This window comes from Gayadomonas joobiniege G7 (assembly GCF_000300815.1).
Taxonomy (GTDB): domain Bacteria; phylum Pseudomonadota; class Gammaproteobacteria; order Enterobacterales; family Alteromonadaceae; genus Catenovulum; species Catenovulum joobiniege.
The window spans coordinates 187,413-209,230 of the sequence record NZ_AMRX01000003.1 but is presented as its reverse complement, the minus strand read 5'-3'; the positions used below and the strand labels follow the sequence as shown (position 1 = coordinate 209,230).

20 protein-coding genes are annotated in these 21,818 nt (G+C 42.2%); 16 read left to right on the top strand and 4 right to left on the bottom strand.

Going from position 1 to position 21,818, the window contains the following annotated elements; translation table 11 throughout:
* Positions 1-8: 8 nt before the first annotated feature.
* A complete protein-coding gene (gene proB, locus C727_RS0104950) occupies positions 9-1,109 on the bottom strand; it encodes a glutamate 5-kinase (RefSeq protein WP_017444523.1) in 1,101 nt (366 codons plus the stop codon).
* Positions 1,110-1,267: 158 nt separating this feature from the next.
* On the opposite strand from proB, the gene C727_RS18025 reads away from it, so the two are divergent.
* The 7 genes from C727_RS18025 (at position 1,268) to zur (ending at position 7,933) form a co-directional block, all read left to right on the top strand.
* On the top strand, positions 1,268-2,431 hold the full coding sequence (locus C727_RS18025) for a GAK system CofD-like protein (protein WP_017444522.1): 1,164 nt from the start codon (positions 1,268-1,270) through the stop codon (positions 2,429-2,431).
* An 81-nt stretch (positions 2,432-2,512) separates the two neighbouring features.
* Entirely contained in the window at positions 2,513-4,393 is a 1,881-nt protein-coding gene (gene speA, locus C727_RS0104940) for a biosynthetic arginine decarboxylase (protein WP_017444521.1), read from the top strand.
* 236 nt (positions 4,394-4,629) lie between these two features.
* Entirely contained in the window at positions 4,630-5,490 is an 861-nt protein-coding gene (gene rpoH / locus C727_RS0104935; protein ID WP_017444520.1) for an RNA polymerase sigma factor RpoH, read from the top strand.
* Positions 5,491-5,565: 75 nt separating this feature from the next.
* The gene (locus C727_RS0104930) at positions 5,566-5,814 is read left to right on the top strand and encodes a YkgJ family cysteine cluster protein (RefSeq protein WP_017444519.1); all 249 of its coding nucleotides are present in this window, start codon (positions 5,566-5,568) and stop codon (positions 5,812-5,814) included.
* A gap of 12 nt (positions 5,815-5,826) precedes the next feature.
* Positions 5,827-7,008 carry a formate-dependent phosphoribosylglycinamide formyltransferase gene (purT, locus tag C727_RS0104925; RefSeq protein ID WP_017444518.1) on the top strand — a complete coding sequence of 394 codons (1,182 nt, stop codon included), beginning with the start codon at positions 5,827-5,829 and terminating at the stop codon, positions 7,006-7,008.
* A gap of 3 nt (positions 7,009-7,011) precedes the next feature.
* Positions 7,012-7,401 (top strand): SMU1112c/YaeR family gloxylase I-like metalloprotein, encoded by a 390-nt coding sequence (gene gloA2 / locus C727_RS0104920; protein WP_017444517.1) that lies wholly within the window; start codon positions 7,012-7,014, stop codon positions 7,399-7,401.
* Between the two features lie 82 nt (positions 7,402-7,483).
* Complete coding sequence (gene zur / locus C727_RS0104915) at positions 7,484-7,933, top strand: zinc uptake transcriptional repressor Zur (RefSeq protein ID WP_017444516.1); 450 nt, start codon at positions 7,484-7,486, stop codon at positions 7,931-7,933.
* A gap of 1 nt (position 7,934) precedes the next feature.
* Here the strand turns inward: zur and C727_RS0104910 are convergent, their stop codons facing one another.
* The gene (locus C727_RS0104910; protein WP_017444515.1) at positions 7,935-9,470 is read right to left on the bottom strand and encodes a CYTH domain-containing protein; all 1,536 of its coding nucleotides are present in this window, start codon (positions 9,468-9,470) and stop codon (positions 7,935-7,937) included.
* A gap of 214 nt (positions 9,471-9,684) precedes the next feature.
* Here C727_RS0104910 and C727_RS0104905 point away from each other — a divergent pair, with 214 nt between their 5' ends.
* Entirely contained in the window at positions 9,685-10,296 is a 612-nt protein-coding gene (locus C727_RS0104905; RefSeq protein ID WP_017444514.1) for a TIGR04211 family SH3 domain-containing protein, read from the top strand.
* A 1-nt stretch (position 10,297) separates the two neighbouring features.
* On the opposite strand, the gene C727_RS0104900 is transcribed toward C727_RS0104905, so the two are convergent.
* Positions 10,298-10,678 carry an ATP-binding protein gene (locus C727_RS0104900; RefSeq protein WP_017444513.1) on the bottom strand — a complete coding sequence of 127 codons (381 nt, stop codon included), beginning with the start codon at positions 10,676-10,678 and terminating at the stop codon, positions 10,298-10,300.
* Positions 10,679-10,684: 6 nt separating this feature from the next.
* Positions 10,685-11,536 (bottom strand): formyltetrahydrofolate deformylase, encoded by an 852-nt coding sequence (purU, locus tag C727_RS0104895; protein WP_017444512.1) that lies wholly within the window; start codon positions 11,534-11,536, stop codon positions 10,685-10,687.
* A gap of 95 nt (positions 11,537-11,631) precedes the next feature.
* On the opposite strand from purU, the gene ppa reads away from it, so the two are divergent.
* From ppa to C727_RS18010, 8 genes are all read left to right on the top strand, one after another.
* Positions 11,632-12,162, top strand: a complete 531-nt coding sequence (gene ppa / locus C727_RS0104890; RefSeq protein WP_017444511.1) for an inorganic diphosphatase — start codon at positions 11,632-11,634, stop codon at positions 12,160-12,162.
* Positions 12,163-12,427: 265 nt separating this feature from the next.
* Positions 12,428-12,868 (top strand): Hsp20 family protein, encoded by a 441-nt coding sequence (locus C727_RS0104880; protein ID WP_026052569.1) that lies wholly within the window; start codon positions 12,428-12,430, stop codon positions 12,866-12,868.
* Between the two features lie 108 nt (positions 12,869-12,976).
* Positions 12,977-13,771: an HAD family acid phosphatase gene (locus tag C727_RS0104875; RefSeq protein WP_017444508.1), complete on the top strand. Its 795-nt coding sequence runs from the start codon at positions 12,977-12,979 to the stop codon at positions 13,769-13,771.
* Positions 13,772-13,780: 9 nt separating this feature from the next.
* Entirely contained in the window at positions 13,781-14,239 is a 459-nt protein-coding gene (locus C727_RS18020; RefSeq protein ID WP_017444507.1) for a copper chaperone PCu(A)C, read from the top strand.
* 8 nt (positions 14,240-14,247) lie between these two features.
* On the top strand, positions 14,248-15,216 hold the full coding sequence (locus C727_RS0104865; protein ID WP_017444506.1) for a DUF2333 family protein: 969 nt from the start codon (positions 14,248-14,250) through the stop codon (positions 15,214-15,216).
* Positions 15,217-15,370: 154 nt separating this feature from the next.
* On the top strand, positions 15,371-17,899 hold the full coding sequence (locus C727_RS0104860) for a TonB-dependent receptor domain-containing protein (protein ID WP_017444505.1): 2,529 nt from the start codon (positions 15,371-15,373) through the stop codon (positions 17,897-17,899).
* A 53-nt stretch (positions 17,900-17,952) separates the two neighbouring features.
* Positions 17,953-19,551: a tryptophan halogenase family protein gene (locus tag C727_RS18015; protein WP_017444504.1), complete on the top strand. Its 1,599-nt coding sequence runs from the start codon at positions 17,953-17,955 to the stop codon at positions 19,549-19,551.
* A 114-nt stretch (positions 19,552-19,665) separates the two neighbouring features.
* Positions 19,666-21,753, top strand: a complete 2,088-nt coding sequence (locus C727_RS18010; protein ID WP_017444503.1) for a hypothetical protein — start codon at positions 19,666-19,668, stop codon at positions 21,751-21,753.
* Positions 21,754-21,818: the final 65 nt, after the last annotated feature.

The window sequence follows — 21,818 nt, the reverse complement described above, 5'->3', positions numbered from 1 at the left end:
ACCTACCTTTAAATTAACACAAGATCATCTCTATGAATGACCACGTCACTCGGACAATACCCCAAAATGTCGGCTATCTGGCGACTTTGAATACCTTTTATTTTTGCGAGTTCTAACGCGCTATACTGACTGATGCCCTTGCCCAAAGGGGTGCCGTCGGGCGCGCATACTAACACCGCATCGCCTTTATTAAATTTGCCACGAACGGCTTGAATGCCTATTGACAACAAAGACGCACCTTTTTTACTTAACGCCGCTTGAGCCCCCAGATCAACTTGGATTTCACCATGCGATTTCAGCGTATGCTGCAACCAGTATTTGCGCGCTTTTTTTGGACTTGCTTGACGTTCAAACCAACTGCCAAGCAGTTCATTTTGCAATAAACGATCAAAAACCTGGCCGTTACGACCATTCACAATTAACGTGTGAATACCATTTAATGTCGCTTTTTCAGCCGCTTCTATTTTGGTTCGCATCCCACCTGTGGCAATTTTATTCGTGGTACCACCGGCTAACGCATATATTTGTGGCGTTATCTTTTTAATATGAGGAATCAACTCGGCATCAGCGTGAGTACGCGGATCAGCCGTATATAAACCGTCAATATCGCTGCATATCATCAAGAGATCTGCATCTGAAACTTGCGCGACTAAAGCGGCTAAATTGTCGTTGTCACCTACTTTTAATTCTTGCGTCGCAACAGAATCATTTTCATTAACTATGGGTAAAATACCATTATTCAATAACTCGCGTATGGTGTTTTTAATGTTGACGTAACGGCGACGGTCAGCTAGGTCTTCATGAGTCAATAAAATTTGCGCACAAGGAAAATCAAAAAAACGCGACCAGTTCGCCATCATTTTTGTCTGGCCTACTGCAGCCATCGCCTGTTTTTCGGCAATGGATGGAATTTCACCATGCGCGATTAAACTTCTACCTGCAGCAACACTACCGCTGGAAACTAAAACAACTTCGCGATTAAGTCGTCGACACTCATTGATATATCGAGCGATTGAAAGTAAATATTGTCCGCTGCAAGGACCGCCTTCTGGTGCTATCAGCGCACTGCCCACTTTGATTACCGCCCGTTGCCAGCCAAATAAATTCATTTAATTCCTGTCTGCTGCAATGTAAAGCACATATTATACCCAATATGAGATAAGTTGCAGTAATTGAAAATGCCAGTTTACCTTTTAAAACACTTGCTGTTATTATGCTCATTTAGCGTGGCGCAACTTTAATTACAGCTTAAAAGAGTTTATTGGGCATGAAGGACCTATATCAGCAATATCCCAACCCCAGCCAGAGCTCGGCTAAAATTTTATTTTTTAGCGGTGGGTCAGCGTTGGCGGAGTTCAGTTATGCGCTCAAACATTTTGCGCCTAACAGTACTCATATCATTACTACATTTGACTCTGGCGGATGTTCAGCGCAATTACGGCGCGTATTTAATATGCCTGCCGTTGGCGATATACGCAATCGCTTGTTAGCACTGGCAGATGATAGAGATAGCGAAGTTGCTCATTTAAAAAAAATTTTAGGGCTAAGATTTGCCCGCCAAGCCAATCCCGCACAATTAAAACAAGATTTTTTTAAAATGGCAGCCCCGCAACACCCTGTATATGCCATGCTGTCAACCGAAAATCGCATATTATTAGCCAACTATATTGCTTATTTTATCGATCAGATACCATCAGAATTTGATTTGCGTAACGCCAGTTTTGGTAATATTTGTATCACCTCAGGTTACCTGCAAACGAACAAACAACTGCAACCGACAATAAATATTTTTAGTCGGCTGCTAAAATTACGGGGCAATATTTTACCTAGCTTAGATGGTTATTATGATCTAATTGCCGAAATGGCTGGTGGCTCCGTCATACATGGGCAGCATAACTTAACCGGGAAAGAAGTCGCGCCATTAAACGAAAAAATCTACAATATTTATTTAGCAGATGCTGCGAGTGGCTCGATCACACACAGCTTTAATGCTGCCCATCATATCCTTCAAGCCATTGAGCAAGCCGATTTAATTTGTTTTCCGCCCGGCAGTTTTTATTCAAGTATCATAGCTAATTTATTGCCCAGCGGGATAGGTAAAGCGGTCGCGAATGCACGTTGTAATAAGGTGTATATTCCCAACCTAAGCGAAGATCCTGAACAAATTGGCTTACGTTTACCTGATTGTGTTGCAACTTTATTAAATTATTTACGGCGTGATTGTGGCGAACAAACACACTCAAATGACTTATTAAATTTTGTTTTGTTAGATAAAGATCACATGCTAAATATGTCTAATGAGCGACTCACCCAAGTTGAATCCCAAGGCGTACAATTATTAAATTACCCTTTGATTAGTGAATCCTCAATTCCTTATTATGATCCAATCAGACTAGCTCAAAGGTTAATCAGCCTAGCAACGAATCAATAACTAACAACAAGCGTACAAAAAATATAGCGATATAAGATAAATCGCTTTACACTAGGCGACTTTTTTTGGGTCTAATTTTGTATGTCAGTAAAAAATACCGAACACGCCAAGCAGATTTATAATATCAATAACTGGAGCGATGGTTATTTTGATATAAACCAGCACGGAGAGGTAGTGGCCCAACCCAAAGGTCAACCAGCGCAACAAGTACCTTTTACTCAAATCATTCAATCTTTGCAAGAAGCTGGTTTACGTTTACCTGTTTTATTACGTTTCACCGACATACTGAGCGATCGTGTTGTCAATTTACACAATGCATTTGAACATGCCATCAAACAACATCACTACCAAGGCTGCTATACACCCGTTTACCCGATAAAGGTGAATCAGCAGCACAGTGTCGTTGAGCAGTTGTTAACCAGCCCTGTCGAATTAGGGTTAGAGGCAGGTAGTAAAGCTGAGTTATTAGCCATCTTAGGTAGTAGTACCAAAAAACTGACCATTGTTTGCAACGGTTATAAAGATTTAGAATTTTTACAACTTGCGATCGCTGGTCAGCAGATGGGACATCAAGTGCATGTCGTCATCGAAAAGGTATCTGAACTAAAACTTTTGTTAGCCGCCAGTGAACAAATGCAAGCCTGCCCTATTATTGGCATCCGGATCCGCTTGAATTCAACTGGCCGTGGGCGTTGGCAAAACTCAGGTGGCGAAAAAGGTAAATTTGGGTTAACCGCTGAGCAATTGTTACAGGCGATTGAACTGATTAAAAAAGCCGACAAACTGGCTTATTTTAACATGGTCCATTTTCACATCGGATCTCAAATTGCCAATATCCGCGATATTCAGATTGCAATTCGCGAATGCGCTCGCTATTACGCTGAGCTTAGGCTGATGCAGGTCCCGATCAATTTGGTGGATGTCGGTGGTGGTCTCGGTGTTGATTATGAGGGCAGTGGCTCTCGTAGTCATTGTTCTACAAACTACGATATGCATGAGTATGCACGCAATATAGTGGCAGGTTTAAACGAAGTTTGCCAACAATACCAACTGCCACACCCAGACATTATCACCGAATCTGGCCGAGCGATGACCGCACACCATGCTGTTTTGATTACGAACCTTATTGATCAAGAAGCCCCGACACAAAAACTACCGCCATTTAAATTAGCGGCCGACGCCCCCAGTGAAACGCAAGAAATGGCCGCACTAGTCAATCATTTATCACCACGTAATGCGTTAGAGGTTTATCATGACGCTGTGCATTATTTTAGCGAAGCACAGCAAAAGTTTACCTTAGGTTTATACTCATTGTCTCATTGGGCCGAACTTGAGGGATTATACTTTTCGGTCCTTGCTTTGGTCAGACAACAGCTTGACAATAAAGCCCGTGCTCATCGCCTTATCAAAGATGAACTTGACGAAAAACTGGCAATAAAAATGTTTGCAAACTTCAGTTTATTTCAGTCGTTGCCTGACGCTTGGGGAATTCAGCAGATCTTTCCGGTCCTGCCACTGAGTCAACTTGACCAGCCACTGACACAAAGAGCGATTATCCAAGACATTACCTGTGACTCAGATGGTCAGATTAAACAGTATGCCGACGGCATGGGTACCGAAACTAGCCTGCCTGTGCCGCCTTACCGTCCCGAAACACCTTATTATTTAGGCATGTTTATGTTAGGTGCTTATCAAGAAATTTTAGGCGATATGCATAATTTGTTCGGCGATACGGATTCAGCACATATAGAGTTTAACGCTCGAGGACAGTTGAAAATCAACCGGATTTTACACGGCGATACCGCAGAGTCCGTATTAGCGACCGTGCATTTTCAGAAAAACAGCTTATTAGAAATGTACCAGCAGCATTTAGCTGCAAGTCAGTTAACTGACGAGCAAAAAGACGCTTTATATCTATTATTAAAAAATGGCTTGGAAGGTTATACCTATTTTGAAAATTGATAGATAAAAATAGCGTGCCACTAACTGATCGAATTGGTGGCCGCTGACGTTAATAAAAATGCAAATAAACGCACGAATTTTCGTCAATCAGGCAGCTAGGTTCTATTTATTGCTTGAACTTATTTGACTTTTGAGACTCAATAAGTAAAAGTCAATATTCAGGTAATTGAGCTGCGTTATCAGCAGTGATAAAATAACCAACGGATAAGCAACATATAGCACAACTGGAGTTAAACATGGCCACTACAGCATCAACACAACTTATGCTAGTCCCACAAACGGGTAGCCTTGATGCCTATATACAGTCAGTCAACAGTATTCCGGTATTAACAGCGGAACAAGAAAAAAGCTTAGCTGAACGTCTTGTAAACGAAGGCGACCTAGAAGCGGCACAGCAATTAATTATGTCGCATCTAAGATTTGTGGTTCACATTGCTAAAAGTTACGCAGGATATGGTTTACCGCAAGCCGATTTAATTCAAGAAGGTAACGTTGGATTAATGAAAGCGGTTAGGCGTTTTGATCCAACTGTCGGTGTGCGTTTGGTTTCTTTTGCAGTGCATTGGATCAAAGCCGAAATTCATGAATATGTTTTAAAAAATTGGCGCATTGTTAAAGTTGCGACCACTAAAGCCCAGCGTAAATTGTTTTTTAACTTGCGTAAGTCCAAGAAGCGTTTAGGTTGGTTTAATAACTCGGAAGTTGATCGAGTTGCTGATGATTTAGGTGTCTCTCGTCGTGAAGTATTAGAGATGGAAAATCGCATGAGCAACCAGGATCAAGCTTTTGATTTAGGCAATGACGATGATGACTCTAGCAACTTTGCCCCGGCGCAATTTTTGGAAGACAGCCACTCTGATGTTGCGGTATCGGTAGAAAATAATCAGTGGGAAAACCACGCAAACAAGCGTTTATTAAACGCCATTGCAACTTTGGATGAGCGCAGTCAAGACATCATCCGAGCTCGCTGGTTAGACGATGGCAATAAAATCACTTTGCAAGAATTAGCGCAAAAATATAGCGTTTCAGCGGAGCGTGTTCGTCAGCTAGAAGCGAATGCAATGAAAAAACTTCGTAATGCGATGGGCGAACTTTAAGTCGTCCGAGTATCCAGCATAAATTAAATAGCCAGCTTAGCCTGGCTATTTTTGTATTTAGGAGGTGCATAAAAAATGCAATGCCGTGCCCATTGTGGTGCTTGCTGTATCGCACCTTCAATTTCATCAAAAATTCCCGGCATGCCAAACGGTAAAAAAGCCGGTGAGCTTTGTGTGCAATTAGACAGCCAATATCAATGCAAAATTTTTGGCCAGCCAGAAAGGCCCAAAGTGTGTCGTGAGTTTCAGGCGGAACCACAAATTTGTGGCAATAATCGAGATGAAGCTTTATATATTATTGAACAATTAGAAATTGATACTTAAAAGGTAAGCACTATGTTAATAGGAACAGCCAAAGCACCAGGTGCCACTAAAGTCATGTTATTAGGTTGTGGTGAGCTTGGCAAAGAAGTGGCCATCGAGCTGCAAAGACTCGGTGTCGAAGTACTCGCCGTAGACCGATATGCCAATGCACCAGCAATGCAAGTCGCCCACCATAGTTTTGTCACTGACATGCTTGATGGCGAAGCTTTAGAGCAACTGATCCTAGAGCATAAACCCGACTTAGTGGTACCTGAAATTGAAGCCATTGCGACAGATACACTTGCAAAATTAGAGCAGCAAGGGCAAAAAATCGTCCCCACGGCAAGGGCGACTCAATTAACTATGAACCGCGAAGGCATTCGCCGATTAGCCGCCGAAACATTAAAGCTCCCCACATCAAGTTATGCATTTGCTGACAACTATGAAGACTTTGCCGCTGCCGTTGAAAAAATTGGCACGCCATGTGTTGTAAAGCCGGTAATGAGCTCTTCAGGCAAAGGCCAGTCGCTATTAAAAAACAACAGCGAGATTGAAGCTGCTTGGCAGTACGCCCAAGAAGGTGGCCGGGCCGGAAAAGGCCGGGTCATTATCGAAGGTTTTGTGGATTTTGATTACGAAATTACTCAATTAACTGTCAGTGCATCTGATGGCATTCATTTTTGCGCCCCCATTGGCCATCGCCAAGAGGACGGTGACTATCGTGAATCTTGGCAGCCAGCAAACATGTCTGCTGAAGCCATTAAAAACGCTCAACATATCGCCCAGACCGTGGTTAAAGAATTAGGTGGCTATGGTTTATTTGGCGTCGAGTTATTTATTAAAGGTGATGAAGCGATTTTTAGTGAGGTATCACCACGCCCGCATGACACTGGTTTAGTCACCCTGATTTCGCAAGACTTGTCAGAGTTTGCACTGCATGTACGTGCGATTTTAGGCTTGCCAGTGCATAGTATAGAACAATATGGACCTGCAGCCTCTGCCGTTATTTTACGCGAAGGCCACTCAAATGACATTGCCTATAGTGGTTTAGAAATGGCGCTGGCACACCCAAAGAGCCAAATTCGTTTATTTGGTAAACCATCGATTGATGGTCGCCGTCGATTAGGCGTCGCGTTAAACCGCGCAGACTCTATTGAGCAAGCAATCAAAAATGCCGTTGAAATTGCTGCTAGTGTTAAGACTCATTTTGAATAAATTATGCTTAAATTGAACAAAATTCATCATGTTGCCATTATCTGTTCGGACTATGCAAGATCTAAACACTTTTACCATGAGTGTTTAGGCCTGCCAATTGTAGCCGAAACATACCGCGAACATAGAGACTCCTATAAACTGGATCTCGCGATAAATGAACATAGCCAAATTGAGCTATTTTCATTTCCTAACCCACCCGCGCGTCCCAGCCAACCCGAAGCCCAGGGCCTTCGGCATCTAGCTTTTGAAGTAGACGATGTGAGCCAGGCTAAACAGAATTTGCTTGCTCTAGGTATTGAAGTGGAAGACATTCGGGTTGATGAACTCACAGGTAAACAATTTACCTTTTTTAAAGATCCGGATGGTTTACCACTAGAGTTATATCAAAAGTAAATTTTTTATTCATAACTAGATAATATTTTTTTTAAATTCGGGTAAGATACGCCAGTATTAAAATCATCAACTCAAGGTTAGCATGACAGAATCGCAATTACTCAAGCAAGCGCGCGCCGTATGTTTAGAAAACGGCGCTAGATTTACTCCGGTTCGTGAGCAAGTATTTAGCTTTTTAGCCGCTGCACCAGGTGCCGTAGGCGCTTATGACTTGCTTAATCAATTGCAAGCGGTCGATGCAAAAGCCAAACCACCAACAATCTATCGCGCACTTGACTTTTTAATTGAACAAGGCTTCGTACATAAAGTTGAATCGCAAAACGCGTATGTATTATGCAGCCACTTTAGTAAACAACATAAAGCTCAATTATTGATATGTGATAGCTGCGGTTTTGTTAAAGAAATTGATAATAAAACCATACACCAAGCGCTGCTAGAAGCCGCTGACAATAATGGTTTTGAAATCCAAAAACAGACCGTAGAGGTTCATGGTTTATGCAGCAACTGCCAATCGGCAGCCGCTGATCAATAAATTACCAATAGGGTGACATTTTTAACGCTGATTGGCGAGACTGCTCCATAATTTCAACCAGCTTTGCAATTTTGTTCTCGCCCCAACTGCGTAGTTGAGCTTCATTATCTTCGCGGTAGTTTTCTAGATAATAAATAAACAAATTCAGTGTTTTGAGATCTGAAATACCTTGCAATATATCTAACCAAGGTGAGCGGAAATTCTCTCGCAATTCACTGTCGTATAGGTTGCCAACACAAGCGCCTGTTAACAAACCTCGGCTAATCGGTCGCTCTGATGCAATATAATCAGCCAACTCAAACTCTTTTTTCAGCGGCATTTGCTTTTGAATCTTTATCCAACTTTGCTGGTTAAGCTCATTCGCCACTGTGGCGATATTTTGCGCTAATTTTTGCTCCTCAATCTCGCTATAACAACGCCAGCCGCGCTCTATGATCCAACGCATTAATTTTAGAATAAGACGGTTATAACGCGCACTGTAAAACAAAGGGATCACTGCGTTTTCTTGCACTTGTGATTCAAAGCTTTTTTCTAAATAAGCTAAAAGCTTTTCATCCTCACCAATGCGTTTACGGTAATTGCCTTTTTTTGAGGTTAATTGTTTGACATGTAACGCCTCGTCTAACCAGTCAAATTGGCTGCTGAGCCATTTCAACTCTTTTCGAATTTCGGTCGATGCTTTTTTAGGAATAAAACTTCGATACATCCATAACGTGTGACGCACTAACCAGATACCAAGCAAAACTCGTTGCAATGTTTTAATTTTGCCCTGGCTGACATAGTTTTCTTCATGGTACTGCCAAAACCCTAAACCGTGCTGGATAGCCTGTGAAAACGCAGTTTCCACGTCCATGTCAGGTTGCACATCAACCACACCTAAAGCAGGTTTATCGGCTGGCGTTTGCCCTAAAAATAGTCGATAACCACGTGCTGCTTTGCTGTCATTAGACAAGCGTAATGGTAATTCATCAAGCAGTTGCTCAGCTAGGTTAAATAGCTCTCGCATATCACCGTCGATGAGTTCCATTTCAATTTCATGGATAGCTTGCTGACTGTTTTGTGCGGCCACTTCACCTATATCGTACACCACTTCGATTTCGCTGCCATTCAATACCACACGCCAAGTGGTTCTGGTAAAGTCTGTCGTAAACAAAGGCGTTAGTTCGGCCTGTAACTCTGCAACATTGACCCCTTCTGGCCATGCCTCGGCTGGAAACAAATCTAAGTCAGGGGTGTTATGGTTAATTTGAATGTTAAATTCCGGCCGTTTATGTAAGCCCCCTATCGAGCTACCAGCGGTTTTTAAGGTTTGCTCAACATAATCATCTCGGGTTCGTACACGCAGTCCACAATCATACGCCCTTAGCTTTTGCTCTGGCGTATCAAAATAGGTATTTATTAAACGTTTTTGTACATTGCCTTGCACTTGCAAGTAAGGGGCTAACAGAGATTCAATCAACCCTGCGACGGGTGCGGGTTCGCCTTCCTCGTCATCATTAGAGGCTACGGCAAATTTTAACTCTATTTCTGTATCCATAAACGGGTGGGTTTCAAATTTGTTCTCGCAGTATGCGAAATATATTCAGGTTAAGCAAAAATACCTGAGCATGCGATTTAGTTCAAGTTTTGCAACCGGAAAAGTTAATATATTCGAACAAAGTGAACAGACCCCTAGTAATTTTTTGCAATAAAGTTTTAAATAGACGCTTCAAATCTAACAAGACTTAACCCAATAAGCATGTGGAGCCTCAATGAAACAGACTATTTTTATTTTTTTTATCTATGTATTTTGCACGGTGGCGAAAGCAGCTGATAATCAAACAGACACAGCTTATATCTCAGACGAATTAACTGTATTTGTTCACACCGGCCCCACCCGAAATTACCGTATTGTTGATACTGTAATTGCTGGCAGCCCGATAAAGTTGTTACAACGGTCAGAAGACGGCAGTTTTAGTCAAATAGAATATGGCAATGAAAAAAAAACAGGCTGGATAGAAAGCCGCTATATTTCTACTGATGAAAGTTTACAGCAAGCTTTTGAGCGCACCCGCGAGGCATTAGAAGAAAAAACAAGCGTTTTAGCACAAACAGAATCACTTTTAGAGGGTGAGCGCAGCGAAAAAGCCAGTTTACAAACCCAGCTATCTCGCTATACACAAGATAGCAAAACATTGCAGGCTAAGCTCAATGCAGCCGAAACAGAACTAAACAAACTCAAACAAGCCGATGCTGAAAGCCAGGAAAAAATTAAAATGGACTGGTTGATTAAAGGCGGTATTTTAGCCGTTACGAGTTTATTGATTGGCTATATTTTAGCGCTAATGCCACGCCGCAAAAAGCGTACCCCTGATTTATTTTAATTCAGTCTTGCCACCTGCGACGCATTGAAGCAAGCGTGGCCGGTGGCACTTGATGCTGATTAGCATAACTGCCTCGACAAACCAGCACACAAAAATCAGCTGCTTGCGCTATGGCGATTCTTTTATACGCAAGCATCTCCCAATGTTCAACAAACGTATTAGCAACAACAACATCTTGCTGCTTTAACTTTAACTCAGTTTGCTGTTGACACCACAGATGCGCATCCTTTAACTGGCGCGCTGAAAACCGATAATGGCCATTACCATCAATAAAATATTGATCGGCTTCCAAATGATACGCACCCGTTTGTTTTGCCAGTTTAGCGGCCAGTGTGGACTTACCTGATCCAGGCAAGCCTCGAATAAGCGTCAGACAAGTCATTCAGGTTTAATCAAAGACCACTGTTTTGTTGCCATTGATGATAACTCTGTCTTCAATATGGTTACGTAACCCACGAGCAAGTGCTTGTTTTTCACACTCTTTTCCTTTTCGAACCATATCATCAACTGAGTCACGATGAGAGATACGAATAATTTCTTGGTCAATAATAGGTCCCGCATCCAAGTCGCCAGTGACATAATGACAAGTTGCCCCAATTAGCTTTACGCCACGAGCGTGAGCTTGGTGATAGGGTTTAGCGCCAATAAACGATGGCAAAAAGCTGTGGTGTATATTAATCACCTGGCCAGCAAACTCTTTGCATAAGCTGTCTGGAAAAATTTGCATAAAGCGGGCTAACACTATGCTGTCTGTTTCGTACGATAGAATTAGCTCACGCACTTCGTCAAACGCAGCTTGTTTATTATCTTTTGGAAACGGCACATAATGATAAGGGATACCATGCCATTGCACCATTTGACGTAAATGTTCGTGGTTAGCAATCACAGCCACAATATTGCAATCCAACTCTCCGCTGTGCCATCGATGCAATAAATCTGCTAAACAATGAGATTCTCTACTGGCCATTAAAATAACATTTTGTTTTTTTGATGAATCCACCAGCTTCCAATTTAATTCAAAACGATTGGCGAGTTCGGCAAACGTCTGCTTAAATTGCTCAAGTGGCATTTTGATAGAGTCTGCGTGAATTTCATTACGCATAAAAAACCAATTTGCCTGCTTGTCGGTATGATGATTAGACTCAACAATGTTGGCGCCTTGTTCAGCCAAAAAGCCAGAGACAGCGGCGACTATACCCACACGATCTGGGCAATCTATTACTAAACGGTAACTTTTCATCTTATCTACTATCCGAGTTAAATTAATTCGCCATTTTAGCCTGTGACGTTATAATAAAGCCAATTTTTATAAAACCATATTAATAAGGACACCTTATGAGCTTATCTGATGTAGCAGCAGGTAAAAACCTGCCAGAAGAAATTAATGTAATTATTGAAATTCCAGCCAACGCTGATCCCATTAAGTATGAAGTTGATAAAGATACTGGAACCGTTTGGGTTGACCGTTTTATGGCCACACCAATGTTTTACCCATGTAACTATGGTTTTGTAAACAATACATTATCATTAGATGGCGACCCAGTTGACGTATTAGTGCCAACCCCTTACCCATTAGTACCAGGTGCAGTTATCAAATGTCGTCCAGTGGGTGTATTAAAAATGAGCGATGAATCAGGTGAAGATGCCAAAGTCGTTGCAGTACCAGTGAGCAAATTAACTAAAATTTATGATGACGTAAAAGACGTCAATGATTTGCCTGAGTTATTAAAATCTCAAATCACGCACTTTTTTGAGCGCTACAAAGAGTTAGAAAAAGGCAAATGGGTTAAAGTTGAAGGCTGGGAAGATGCCGCAGCCGCTAAAGCTGAAATTGTTGAATCTTTTGAGCGTGCTCAAAAAGCTTAATAAAACTCGCTTTAAAAACTTAGCTGAGTAACGGCTAGCCACTAGCAGATTACTGGTGTGGATTAGCCAGCGATCTTCAGCTAAGCACAAACACGGCGCTGCGGCGCCGTTTTTTATATTTTTTGCATTATTTTATAAATCCCGCCTTGAAATCTTATTGCTTACCCCTATTTATTATTAAGACGCCGCTTGCGGGTCACCTCAGCAGTCGCCCAAATGGGGACTGATTAACTTTAACATATTGCTTAATAGTGAGAATATGCAAATGAAAAACTTAGATTTCACACCACTTTACCGTTCTTTTATTGGGTTTGATCATTTAGCCAATTTAATGGATTCGGCTGCCAGAACCGAAAAAGCAGCGGGTTATCCACCCTATAATATTGAAGCAACCGCCGAAGATAAATATCGAATAACATTAGCAGTGGCCGGATTTGACGAAAGTGAATTAGATATCAATTTAGAAAAAAACACGCTCACAATCACAGGCCGCCGAGCAGATAAAAATAACCAAGATGACGAGCAAAGATTTATTTATAAAGGCATTTCTGAGCGCAATTTTGAACGTAAATTTCAGCTTGGTGATCAAGTTAAAGTCAGCGGCGCGCATATGGACAAGGGCCTATTATACATAGATTTGTACCGTGAAGTACCCGAGGCATTAAAACCCAGACGCATTCCAATCGGACAAGCACTAGATAATTAATAATCTCACACAGGCCGCAAATGCGGCCCGTTTAGTTTTTGTTTTACTTTAATTTTAACTATATTGGCTTTATGATTTAAGCATCCCTGTTTAGCTTAGGTAACCATTATGCGCGTATTTGCTGTGTTTATAGTTACGTTATTCGCGTTAACCGCCCAAGCCCAACCCCCAAATACAACCGCAGTCGCTTGGATGCAAACCTCGGCCGAATACCAAGCCAATGTGATGCAAACGTATAAAACTGCCACCGCTAAATTGCCGCTATTAGTGCGTTTAAATAAAACCGCTCTACTTGAACAGCTACAACAAAAAAACAGTGCAAACTTACCCAAAGCATTACTCATTGATTTAGACGATACACTAATTAGTACCAGTGCTTATCAAGGTCAGCTCATTAAACACAGGCAATCAAATACCGAATCACGTTTTACCCAGTGGGCTGCCACAGAATCTGCCCCTCTATTACCCGAAGCGCTAAATTTAATCAAAAAAGCCACCCAGCTTAATGTCCGGGTCCTTTTGATTTCAAACCGTATTTGCCGTGACACCCCCAGAGATCCTTGCCCTGCTAAAACACAAACACTGGCGATGTTAAAAAAACTTGGACTTAATTTCCCACGTAATCAGATGTTTTTTCAAAATGAATATGCTGAATGGGGGGCTGATCAAAGTAGTCGACGTGAATTTATTGCACAGCGCTATCTAGTACTCATGATAGTAGCGGATGATTTAAACCAAATGATCCCCGATATGACTTCACTACCATCCGAGAGCCGGCTAAAACAATTGCAACAATATCGGTCACTGATTGGCGAACAATGGTTTATTTTACCTAATCCTGTCGCCGGTAGCTGGCGAACAAATTTACCTGACAATTTACAATCAATCATTCAAGGTTATTAAGGAATTATGATGAAAAAAATCTTCATTGCTGTCTCTATATACTTTTCTACCATGGCCTTTGTTTATGCAGAGCTCAGCGTAACTGATGCTAAAATCAGATTATTGCCAGCCACACAAAGTCAAACAGCCGCATATTTCACATTGCAAAACACTGGGAGTGAAGATATAACAATTACCGCAGCTGCCAGCGATATTTCTCCGTACGCTGAACTCCACACCCATACAATGCAAGATGGTATGGCACAAATGGCCCAACTGGACTCTGTTACCATTAAAGCCGGCGAAACCCTGCACTTTAAACCAGGCAGTTTTCATTTAATGCTATTTTCTTTGCAAAAAAACTGGCACAAATTAAAACAAGCACAACTATATTTATACGATGAGGATCGCAATAAATACCAGGTGACGGCGCAAATTACCAAACATATTTCGATGGGCTCCGGCCATCAAGATCACAAACATCATTAGGGGGGAGTATGCAAAAAAATACACTTCGTTGGAGCCTAACAGGCGTTGGTTTTATATTGTTATTGTTATGGGTGATCGCATTATGGTGGAGTCAAGAGCCTGAAATAATAGATATTAGAAGTCAGACACAATCCCATCAGACTCCAGGTTATGCCACCAGCACCGCCTTGTTATCGGTTACCAATACACTACTAAACAAACCCGGCGGCTATTTATCTAACGATGTGCTGCCACCTGGGGTATTAATGGACAATATGCCAGCTTGGGAATTTGGTGTGCTTGAACAAGTTAGAGACATGGCACTGGCACTGCGTAAAGACTTTAGCCGATCTCAATCACAGTCCGAAGAAGATAAAGACTTAAAACTTGCCCAGCCACAGTTAAACATAGACTCTACAAGCTGGGCTTGGCCAAGCGCAGAAGGTGAATACAAAAAAGCACTGAACGCCATTCGTTCCTACCGCGCTCGTTTAATTGACAATAACCCTCAAGATGGCCAATTTTATTCACGTTCAGATAATTTAAGAGACTGGTTAAAAGAAGTTGAAAAACGCTTAGGTTCCACTTCACAAAAACTCAGCGCCAGTGTCGGTAAAGAATACTTTAATGTTAACTTGGCCGGCGATGCGTCCGCAAAAGGTGCAAAACTTGAAGCGCCAACCAACAACAACCAAACCTCATGGTGGAAAATAGATGATGTATTTTATGAAGCGAGAGGCACTGCCTGGGCGCTCATCCATTTTTTAAAAGCCGTAGAAATTGATTTTGCGGACGTGTTAGCAAAAAAGAATGCCACTGTCAGCTTGCGCCAAATCATACGTGAGTTAGAAGCCACGCAAGAAACCATCTGGAGTCCAATGATTTTAAATGGCAGTGGATTTGGTTTTTTAGCCAATCATAGTCTCGTCATGGCCAATTACATCTCACGCGCGAATGCGGCTTTAATTGACCTGCGTGAATTGTTAGCACAAGGCTAAAACATCATTCAATTTGGCTGTATTAATTTAAATCATACAGCCTTCAATTTTATTCATGAACAATTAATTAACAAATTATCTACCAGCGATTAGTCTAGTTACAAGCCTTATAACAGTAACGGCAGTTATTATATTTTTATCACTGGAGATAATCATGCAAACTTTATTTTTCAGATCCGCGTGCAGCTTAGCAGTCACTGCTGCGCTAACTTTCAGTAACAATGCAGTCGCTGCCACAGACGACGCAGAAAAAAAACCAGCGAAAAAGAAAATGGCAGAGACCATTATTGTAACTGGCTCCAGTTCTGCAACTCGCACAGAGTTAGAGTCGTCCGTTGCTATAACCTTGATCGATGAAGCCGACCTAATACGAAAAGCGCCACGCTCTACTGCCGATGTTCTAGAACTAATCCCAGGTTTTGTCGTTGAAGATACAGGTGGCGAAGTTTCTAACAATTACCTAGTTCGAGGTCTGCCTGGTGGCAGTCAAAGGTTCGTCCAAATTTTAGAAGATGGACTACCGGTGAAATATTCTAATGGCTTGGTTGATGCAATTGTCAAATACGATGTTACTATGGACAGAGTAGAAGCCCTGCGCGGCGGGACCTCTGGCATTGTAACCGTACAAGGCTCTGGCGCAGCTGTTAATTTCATTTCACGTCGCATTGCTGATGAGGCAGAAGGAACCATCAGATTCACTGGTTCAGATTACAATACCCAAAAGCTCGAACTCTATTATGGAGCTCCACTAGGAGCCAACTGGTATACTTCTGTCGGTGGTTATTACCGCGTCTCGGATGCGGTTAGAGATACCGAGTTCACAGCTGACCGCGGTGGTCAGATGAAATTTAGACTAGAGCGAAGAGATGCAGAGGGTAAATTTGGGTTTACCGCCAAAATAGTCGATGAGCACAACACCTTTTTATTACCAACACCATTCAAAAACTTTAACGATCCACAAGCTATTGCTGGTTTTGATGCCCTAGAAGGTACACTCCTGAGTGCAGATAATTCTTATATGATAGGCCGAACAACCGAAAACTCAGGTGCTCCCTCTGTCGTGACCCATGACCTCACAGAAGGCTTTGCAACTGAAGCAACACAGCTTGGCTTTTATTTGGAGCGTTACATTGGTGACGAATTCAAGCTGAATGTGAACAGCCGATACATAGATCATAAATTTGTCGCGAATGCCGTTTTTAGCGAAGGTAACTCAAGCTTAGTACCTGCTGTTGATAGAATAGATCCCAGCAAATACGATGATGTACAAGCTATGTTAGATCGCTTTTCTAGCGATGGAGCCGTCCGAGCAGGTTTGCAAGAGGTTTCCAGTGGCTATCTCTACTCAGATTCTGAATTAGCAACATTAAACCAAAATGGCTTATTGGTAAATGGTATCAGTCGCTCTCCTTGGGATACAACTCAGGAGTTTGTCTCTGACATCAAATTAACTTGGGAAACCGACAATAACGCGCTCTCGGCTGGTATCTTATATTTTGATACGCGTTTTGAACGCGGTGAGGCGGGAATGAATACCTTTTTAAGCGAGGTAACTAATAACCCTTCACGATTGGACCTAGTTGCGTTAAATGACGATAACGAGGTCGTTGGTTACCTGACAGAAAATGGTGTCTTAAGTTATGGCGCATGGGGGGAATCTGCCGCACATGAGAATCGCAGATCAACTTCTTTTTATGTCAATGACGAATATCAAGTAAACGATGATTTCCGCTTGGACTTCGGGGTGAGATACGAAACTTTAGAAGGAAACTCAAAAGAACGACAAGGGTATAGTCAAACTGAAATTGCTGGTGCATTTGATGCACAAGGCAATGACACAGATAACATTATCGCCAATAACTATGTGATAGGTGGCACAGGTACTACCTACTTAACTCGTAGTGGCGAAGAATCTGATGTTACTTGGACTATTGGTGGTAACTACAAATTAGATGACAATACAGCCGTTTATGGTCGCTACGTAAACGCCCATAATATGAATGCTTTTTGGAATGATGCCTCTGAACTTAAATTTACCGAGCTGGGTATCCGCTACCAAAACAATAGCTTACAAACTTCAATGACACTATTTCGCAGTGAGTATTCTGACTTTTCCTACGAAACAGGTACTCGTGGATTCACTGACTTTGTCCGCGCGACCGGTGCATTCGATATTACCGGTGTTGAAGTTGATTTAAGTTGGCAAGCATTAGACGTACTCAGATTTGATGTTGTCGGTATGTTCCAAACGGGGGGCTTGAGTCAACTTGAATACCAAGAAGGTAATTTAGATGCATTAGGTGACTTATTGACACGCGTCGATGATCTGGAACCGCCACGCTCTCCACAAGCCACTTATACATTATCGGCAAGTTACTCCTTACCTGACGATATCGGCGAGATTTATTTCTCCACCCAATATATGGGCGACCGTTTTTCCGACACAGGCAACAGCATCACACTCCCATCGTACCAAACGATTGATGCGGGTGCGATCTGGTTTATAAACCAAGATCTCACCTTTAATATCAATGCAAACAACCTAACCAATGAAATTGGCTTGTCAGAAGGCAACCCGAGAGACGGCTTTATTGAACGTCCCGACGGTTCTGACTCAGATGTATTTTTAGCCCGCTCAATTCCTGGCAGAAACTTCGTTTTTAGTCTGACCTACGACTTCTAACTTAATCGGGGTATGGAACTTTCCTACCCCTCGCCTATCATTGGAGGTCACCTATGAAAAAGATAATCATTGTTGGCGGCGGCACCTCAGGATGGTTAGCAGCTGCCTATTTAGCTGCACGCTTAGGTTCAAAACAAGCCTCGGGATTGTCTATCAGCTTAATCGAAAGCCAAGATATTTTACCTATTGGTGTCGGGGAAGCCACCACACCATCGATCCGAGCAACGCTAGCTGATATAGGCTTCAACGAATTTGAAATAATGCAAATGACAGATGCCACTTTTAAACAAGGTATCTTGTTTAAAAATTGGTTTTCAGAAAATCAAGAGCATGCTTACTTTAATCCATTTGAACGTCCGCTTAGGGCTGGTAGCGAAGGCTTAGAACAATACTGGTTAAAAGGACTAGATCCACTCAAACGAGACTTTATTGACGCGGTTGGGATCCAATATAGATTGGCTCGTTTAAATAAAGCCCCAAAAACAATGCATGATCGTCAGTACGATGCCCCCCTGCCTTACGCATACCATTTGGATGCTGGCAAACTGGCCGCTAGTTTAAAAAAGGCTGCACTTGCCCGCGGTGTGACGCATCAAATTGCACAAGTTGTAAAAGTTGAGCTGACGGCCAATAAACAAATCCACGCTTTGAGTTTAGCTGATGGGCGTAGTATACAAGGTGATTTTTTTATTGACTGTAGCGGCTTTAAAGCCTCTCTTATCAAGACTATCGACCAGCAAGACTTTAACGATCAAAGCCATGTATTATTTTGCGATAGTGCGCTTGTCTGCCAAACGCCAGCTGATCGGAAAAGCCGTAAACCCTACACCTTGTCGACCGCCATGCCAAGCGGCTGGGCTTGGCAAATCGAACTTATGACAAGGACTGGCAATGGTTACGTATACAGCAGCAAACATACCAGTGACGAGCAAGCCAAACGCGACTTCTGTCGACATTTGGCTGTGCCTGAAACGACAGAGTTAAAAAAACTCACTTTTCCTGTTGGTTATCGAAACAGACCTTGGTTACAAAATTGTGTCGCTATAGGCTTAGCGGGCGGTTTTATAGAACCTCTCGAAAGCACCGGCATACACCTAGTAGAGCAAGCTGTATGGGCATTAGCAGCTATGTTGCCTGGTTATTTCAATCAGGCCGAATGTGCTGATGAGTTCAATAGACTTATGTGCCAACACTATCAGCACGCAATCCATTTTGTGAAATTTCACTATATTTTAAGTCAACGCAAGCAGACTCAATTCTGGCGAGATAACCAGAATACCTCAAGTTGGACTGACTGGTTGCTGGAGAAACATAAAAAATGGCAAGCCTGCCCACCCGACATTTACGATTTGCAAAACTTGCATAGCATTTTTGATCACGCCAGCTATCAATTTATTTATTTTGGTATGCAACAAAGTTCAAAACCGACAGAACTTTCAGCGCGCAGAGAAGCCTTTGCTCAACGCATTTTTATGCAGACTCAAAGCGCCTACGAAAAAGCCAAAAAGGTTTTACCGGATCATTGGCAACTTCTGCAAGCGATTGCAAATGAGCCAAAAAACAAAACCGATTATGTGCAACAAAGCTTACAAAACACACGTATTCACGCATCGATTAGGAACACACCACAAAACTACAAAGCGAGTTTATAACGCATCAATATTATTCATGTTGACCTCTATTTTATTCATGGGAAAAGCTTTTTAAATCATCAGTTTAAAGCTTACTCTATCCAAGTTAATTTACCCTCTAACAAGGTGCTTATTATGTTGAAAATACCCACTTTAAAACTTACCCAATTAGCAGCCAGCTGTGCTGTTTCACTTTCACTACTGCAAATGGTCGGCTGTACTTCAGCACAACTGCCAACGAGCTCAAACGAAAACTCGCGCGCAGAACAAAAAGTCAGTAAACCAGCTGAGTTAAGCTTTGCACTAACCGAAGGAAAAGCCTTAAACCAATTTTATCGCAACGATGAAATTGCGACACATTCCATCTTAACCGGTGGTCACAATCCTCGCTTAATTGTTGCTTTTGCCGCAGATAACAGTGGCACAGGGCTTTGGTTTGAACCCACTTCGCAAGACGTTAGCTGGACTGAAGATCCAAACCGCAGCGGTGTCATAGAGCAAGATGAAAATGGACATACCTTAAGAGGCGTACGCTGGCAGACGCAAAGCAATGCCAGCGAACTAACCGTAAAAATGCCGGTTTTGAGCAATATTCGAATATTACGAGACTATTTATGGACAGAAAAAGTCCCAGAGACGATCGTAAACCAGCAAACAATAGAGAAAGATACAGTGACTTGGTATCGCGAGCGACTCGATAATCAAAGCGCGTACCAATTAAAAATTAAAGTCATCAATGGCTCGATTGCTGAGCGGCAAGGAAAAGTAGTATTTACTGCTGATGCCGGAAAAAAGCTAGCGTTTGAAATCACCAGTGCGCTGGCGAATAGCCCCTTAACTCCAATCGAGGTTGACGATGTACTAAAAACTGAACGAGCCAGTGATTACCGCACCCAGCAGTTATTGGCGTTTTTATCTTATGAAGAGAAATTATTTGCCGGTTCATGGCGCTTTTTAACCTATTTTGGCCGTGATACTCTGTTATCTGTCCGTCTACTTATGCCTGTTTTGTCGGACAAAACTATGTTAGCAGGCTTAGGCTCTGTATTAAGTCGTGTAAACGACGCCGGAGAAGTTGCTCATGAAGAAGATTTAGGCGAATTTGCCGTCATTCATAATCATCATGATGGCAAAGGTAAAACAGACCAACCTCGTTTTGACTATAAGATGGTAGATGATAACTACCTATTAGCCCCTATCTTTGCAGACTATATCGCCTCTCAATCTCTCAGTGACGCCGAGCTATCAGCATTTTTACAACAAACAGCTTTTAATGGGAAAACTTATGCCGAACAACTTAAACAGAACTTGGCATTTGTCTATCAAAGCGCTCTCGCCTATGCCAAAGATCCAAAGTTTGATAATTTAATTGCATTAAAGCCGGGTAGCTTGACTGGTGAATGGCGTGACAGCCACGAAGGCTTAGGATATGGTCGTTACCCCTATAATATAAATGCAGTTTTTGTTCCTGCTGCACTGAACGCAATCAAAACTTTGTTACAAGATCCTATCGTTGGTCCTCTTATTGGCAGTGAATCCTTTGCTAACATTGAGCAAGTTTATCAAACTTGGTACCAGCAAGCACCGCTACATTTTAAACAAGAAGTCAAGGCATCAACAGCCGCTGAGTCGTTAAAAGTCTACGCCAAAGAGGCCGCTATTGAGCCTGAGTTAGCGCAAGCGAACGCCAGTGATGAGAGCTTTTACGCTTTGGCACTGATGGAAGACGGGTCACCTGTGCCAGTGATACATTCGGATGTTGGTTTTGCACTTTTATTCCAACAACCAAGTGCCCAAGAATTAAAACTCTTGTTAAAGACTGCCCTTAAGCCGTATCCATACGGTCTAATCACTGATGCGGGCGTTTTGGTGGCCAACCCTGTGTATGCAAATCAAAAAACGCGGGAGATATTCACAAACCACTATTACCATGGTGCTGTGGTTTGGTCTTGGCAACAAGCTCTAATGCTGTCTGGCGTCAACAAGCAGCTACAACGTTCGGACTTACCGGCAAATATTATGCAGCAGCTTAAAACCGCACAAACAAGACTCTATCAAGTGGTTAAAAATACCGATGATATAAAAAACAGTGAGTTATGGACATGGGAATACAAACAAGGTCAATTCGAAATAGTCCCCTTTGGGCAGACTAGTGGCCACAAATCTGAGTCAAATGCGGCCCAATTGTGGAGTACGGTTTATCTTGCCATCCCTGGCCTATGACATCTATGCATATAATTCATAAGTAAAGTCTTTACCTTATCCAACAGGCGTTCTAAAGTTATTCT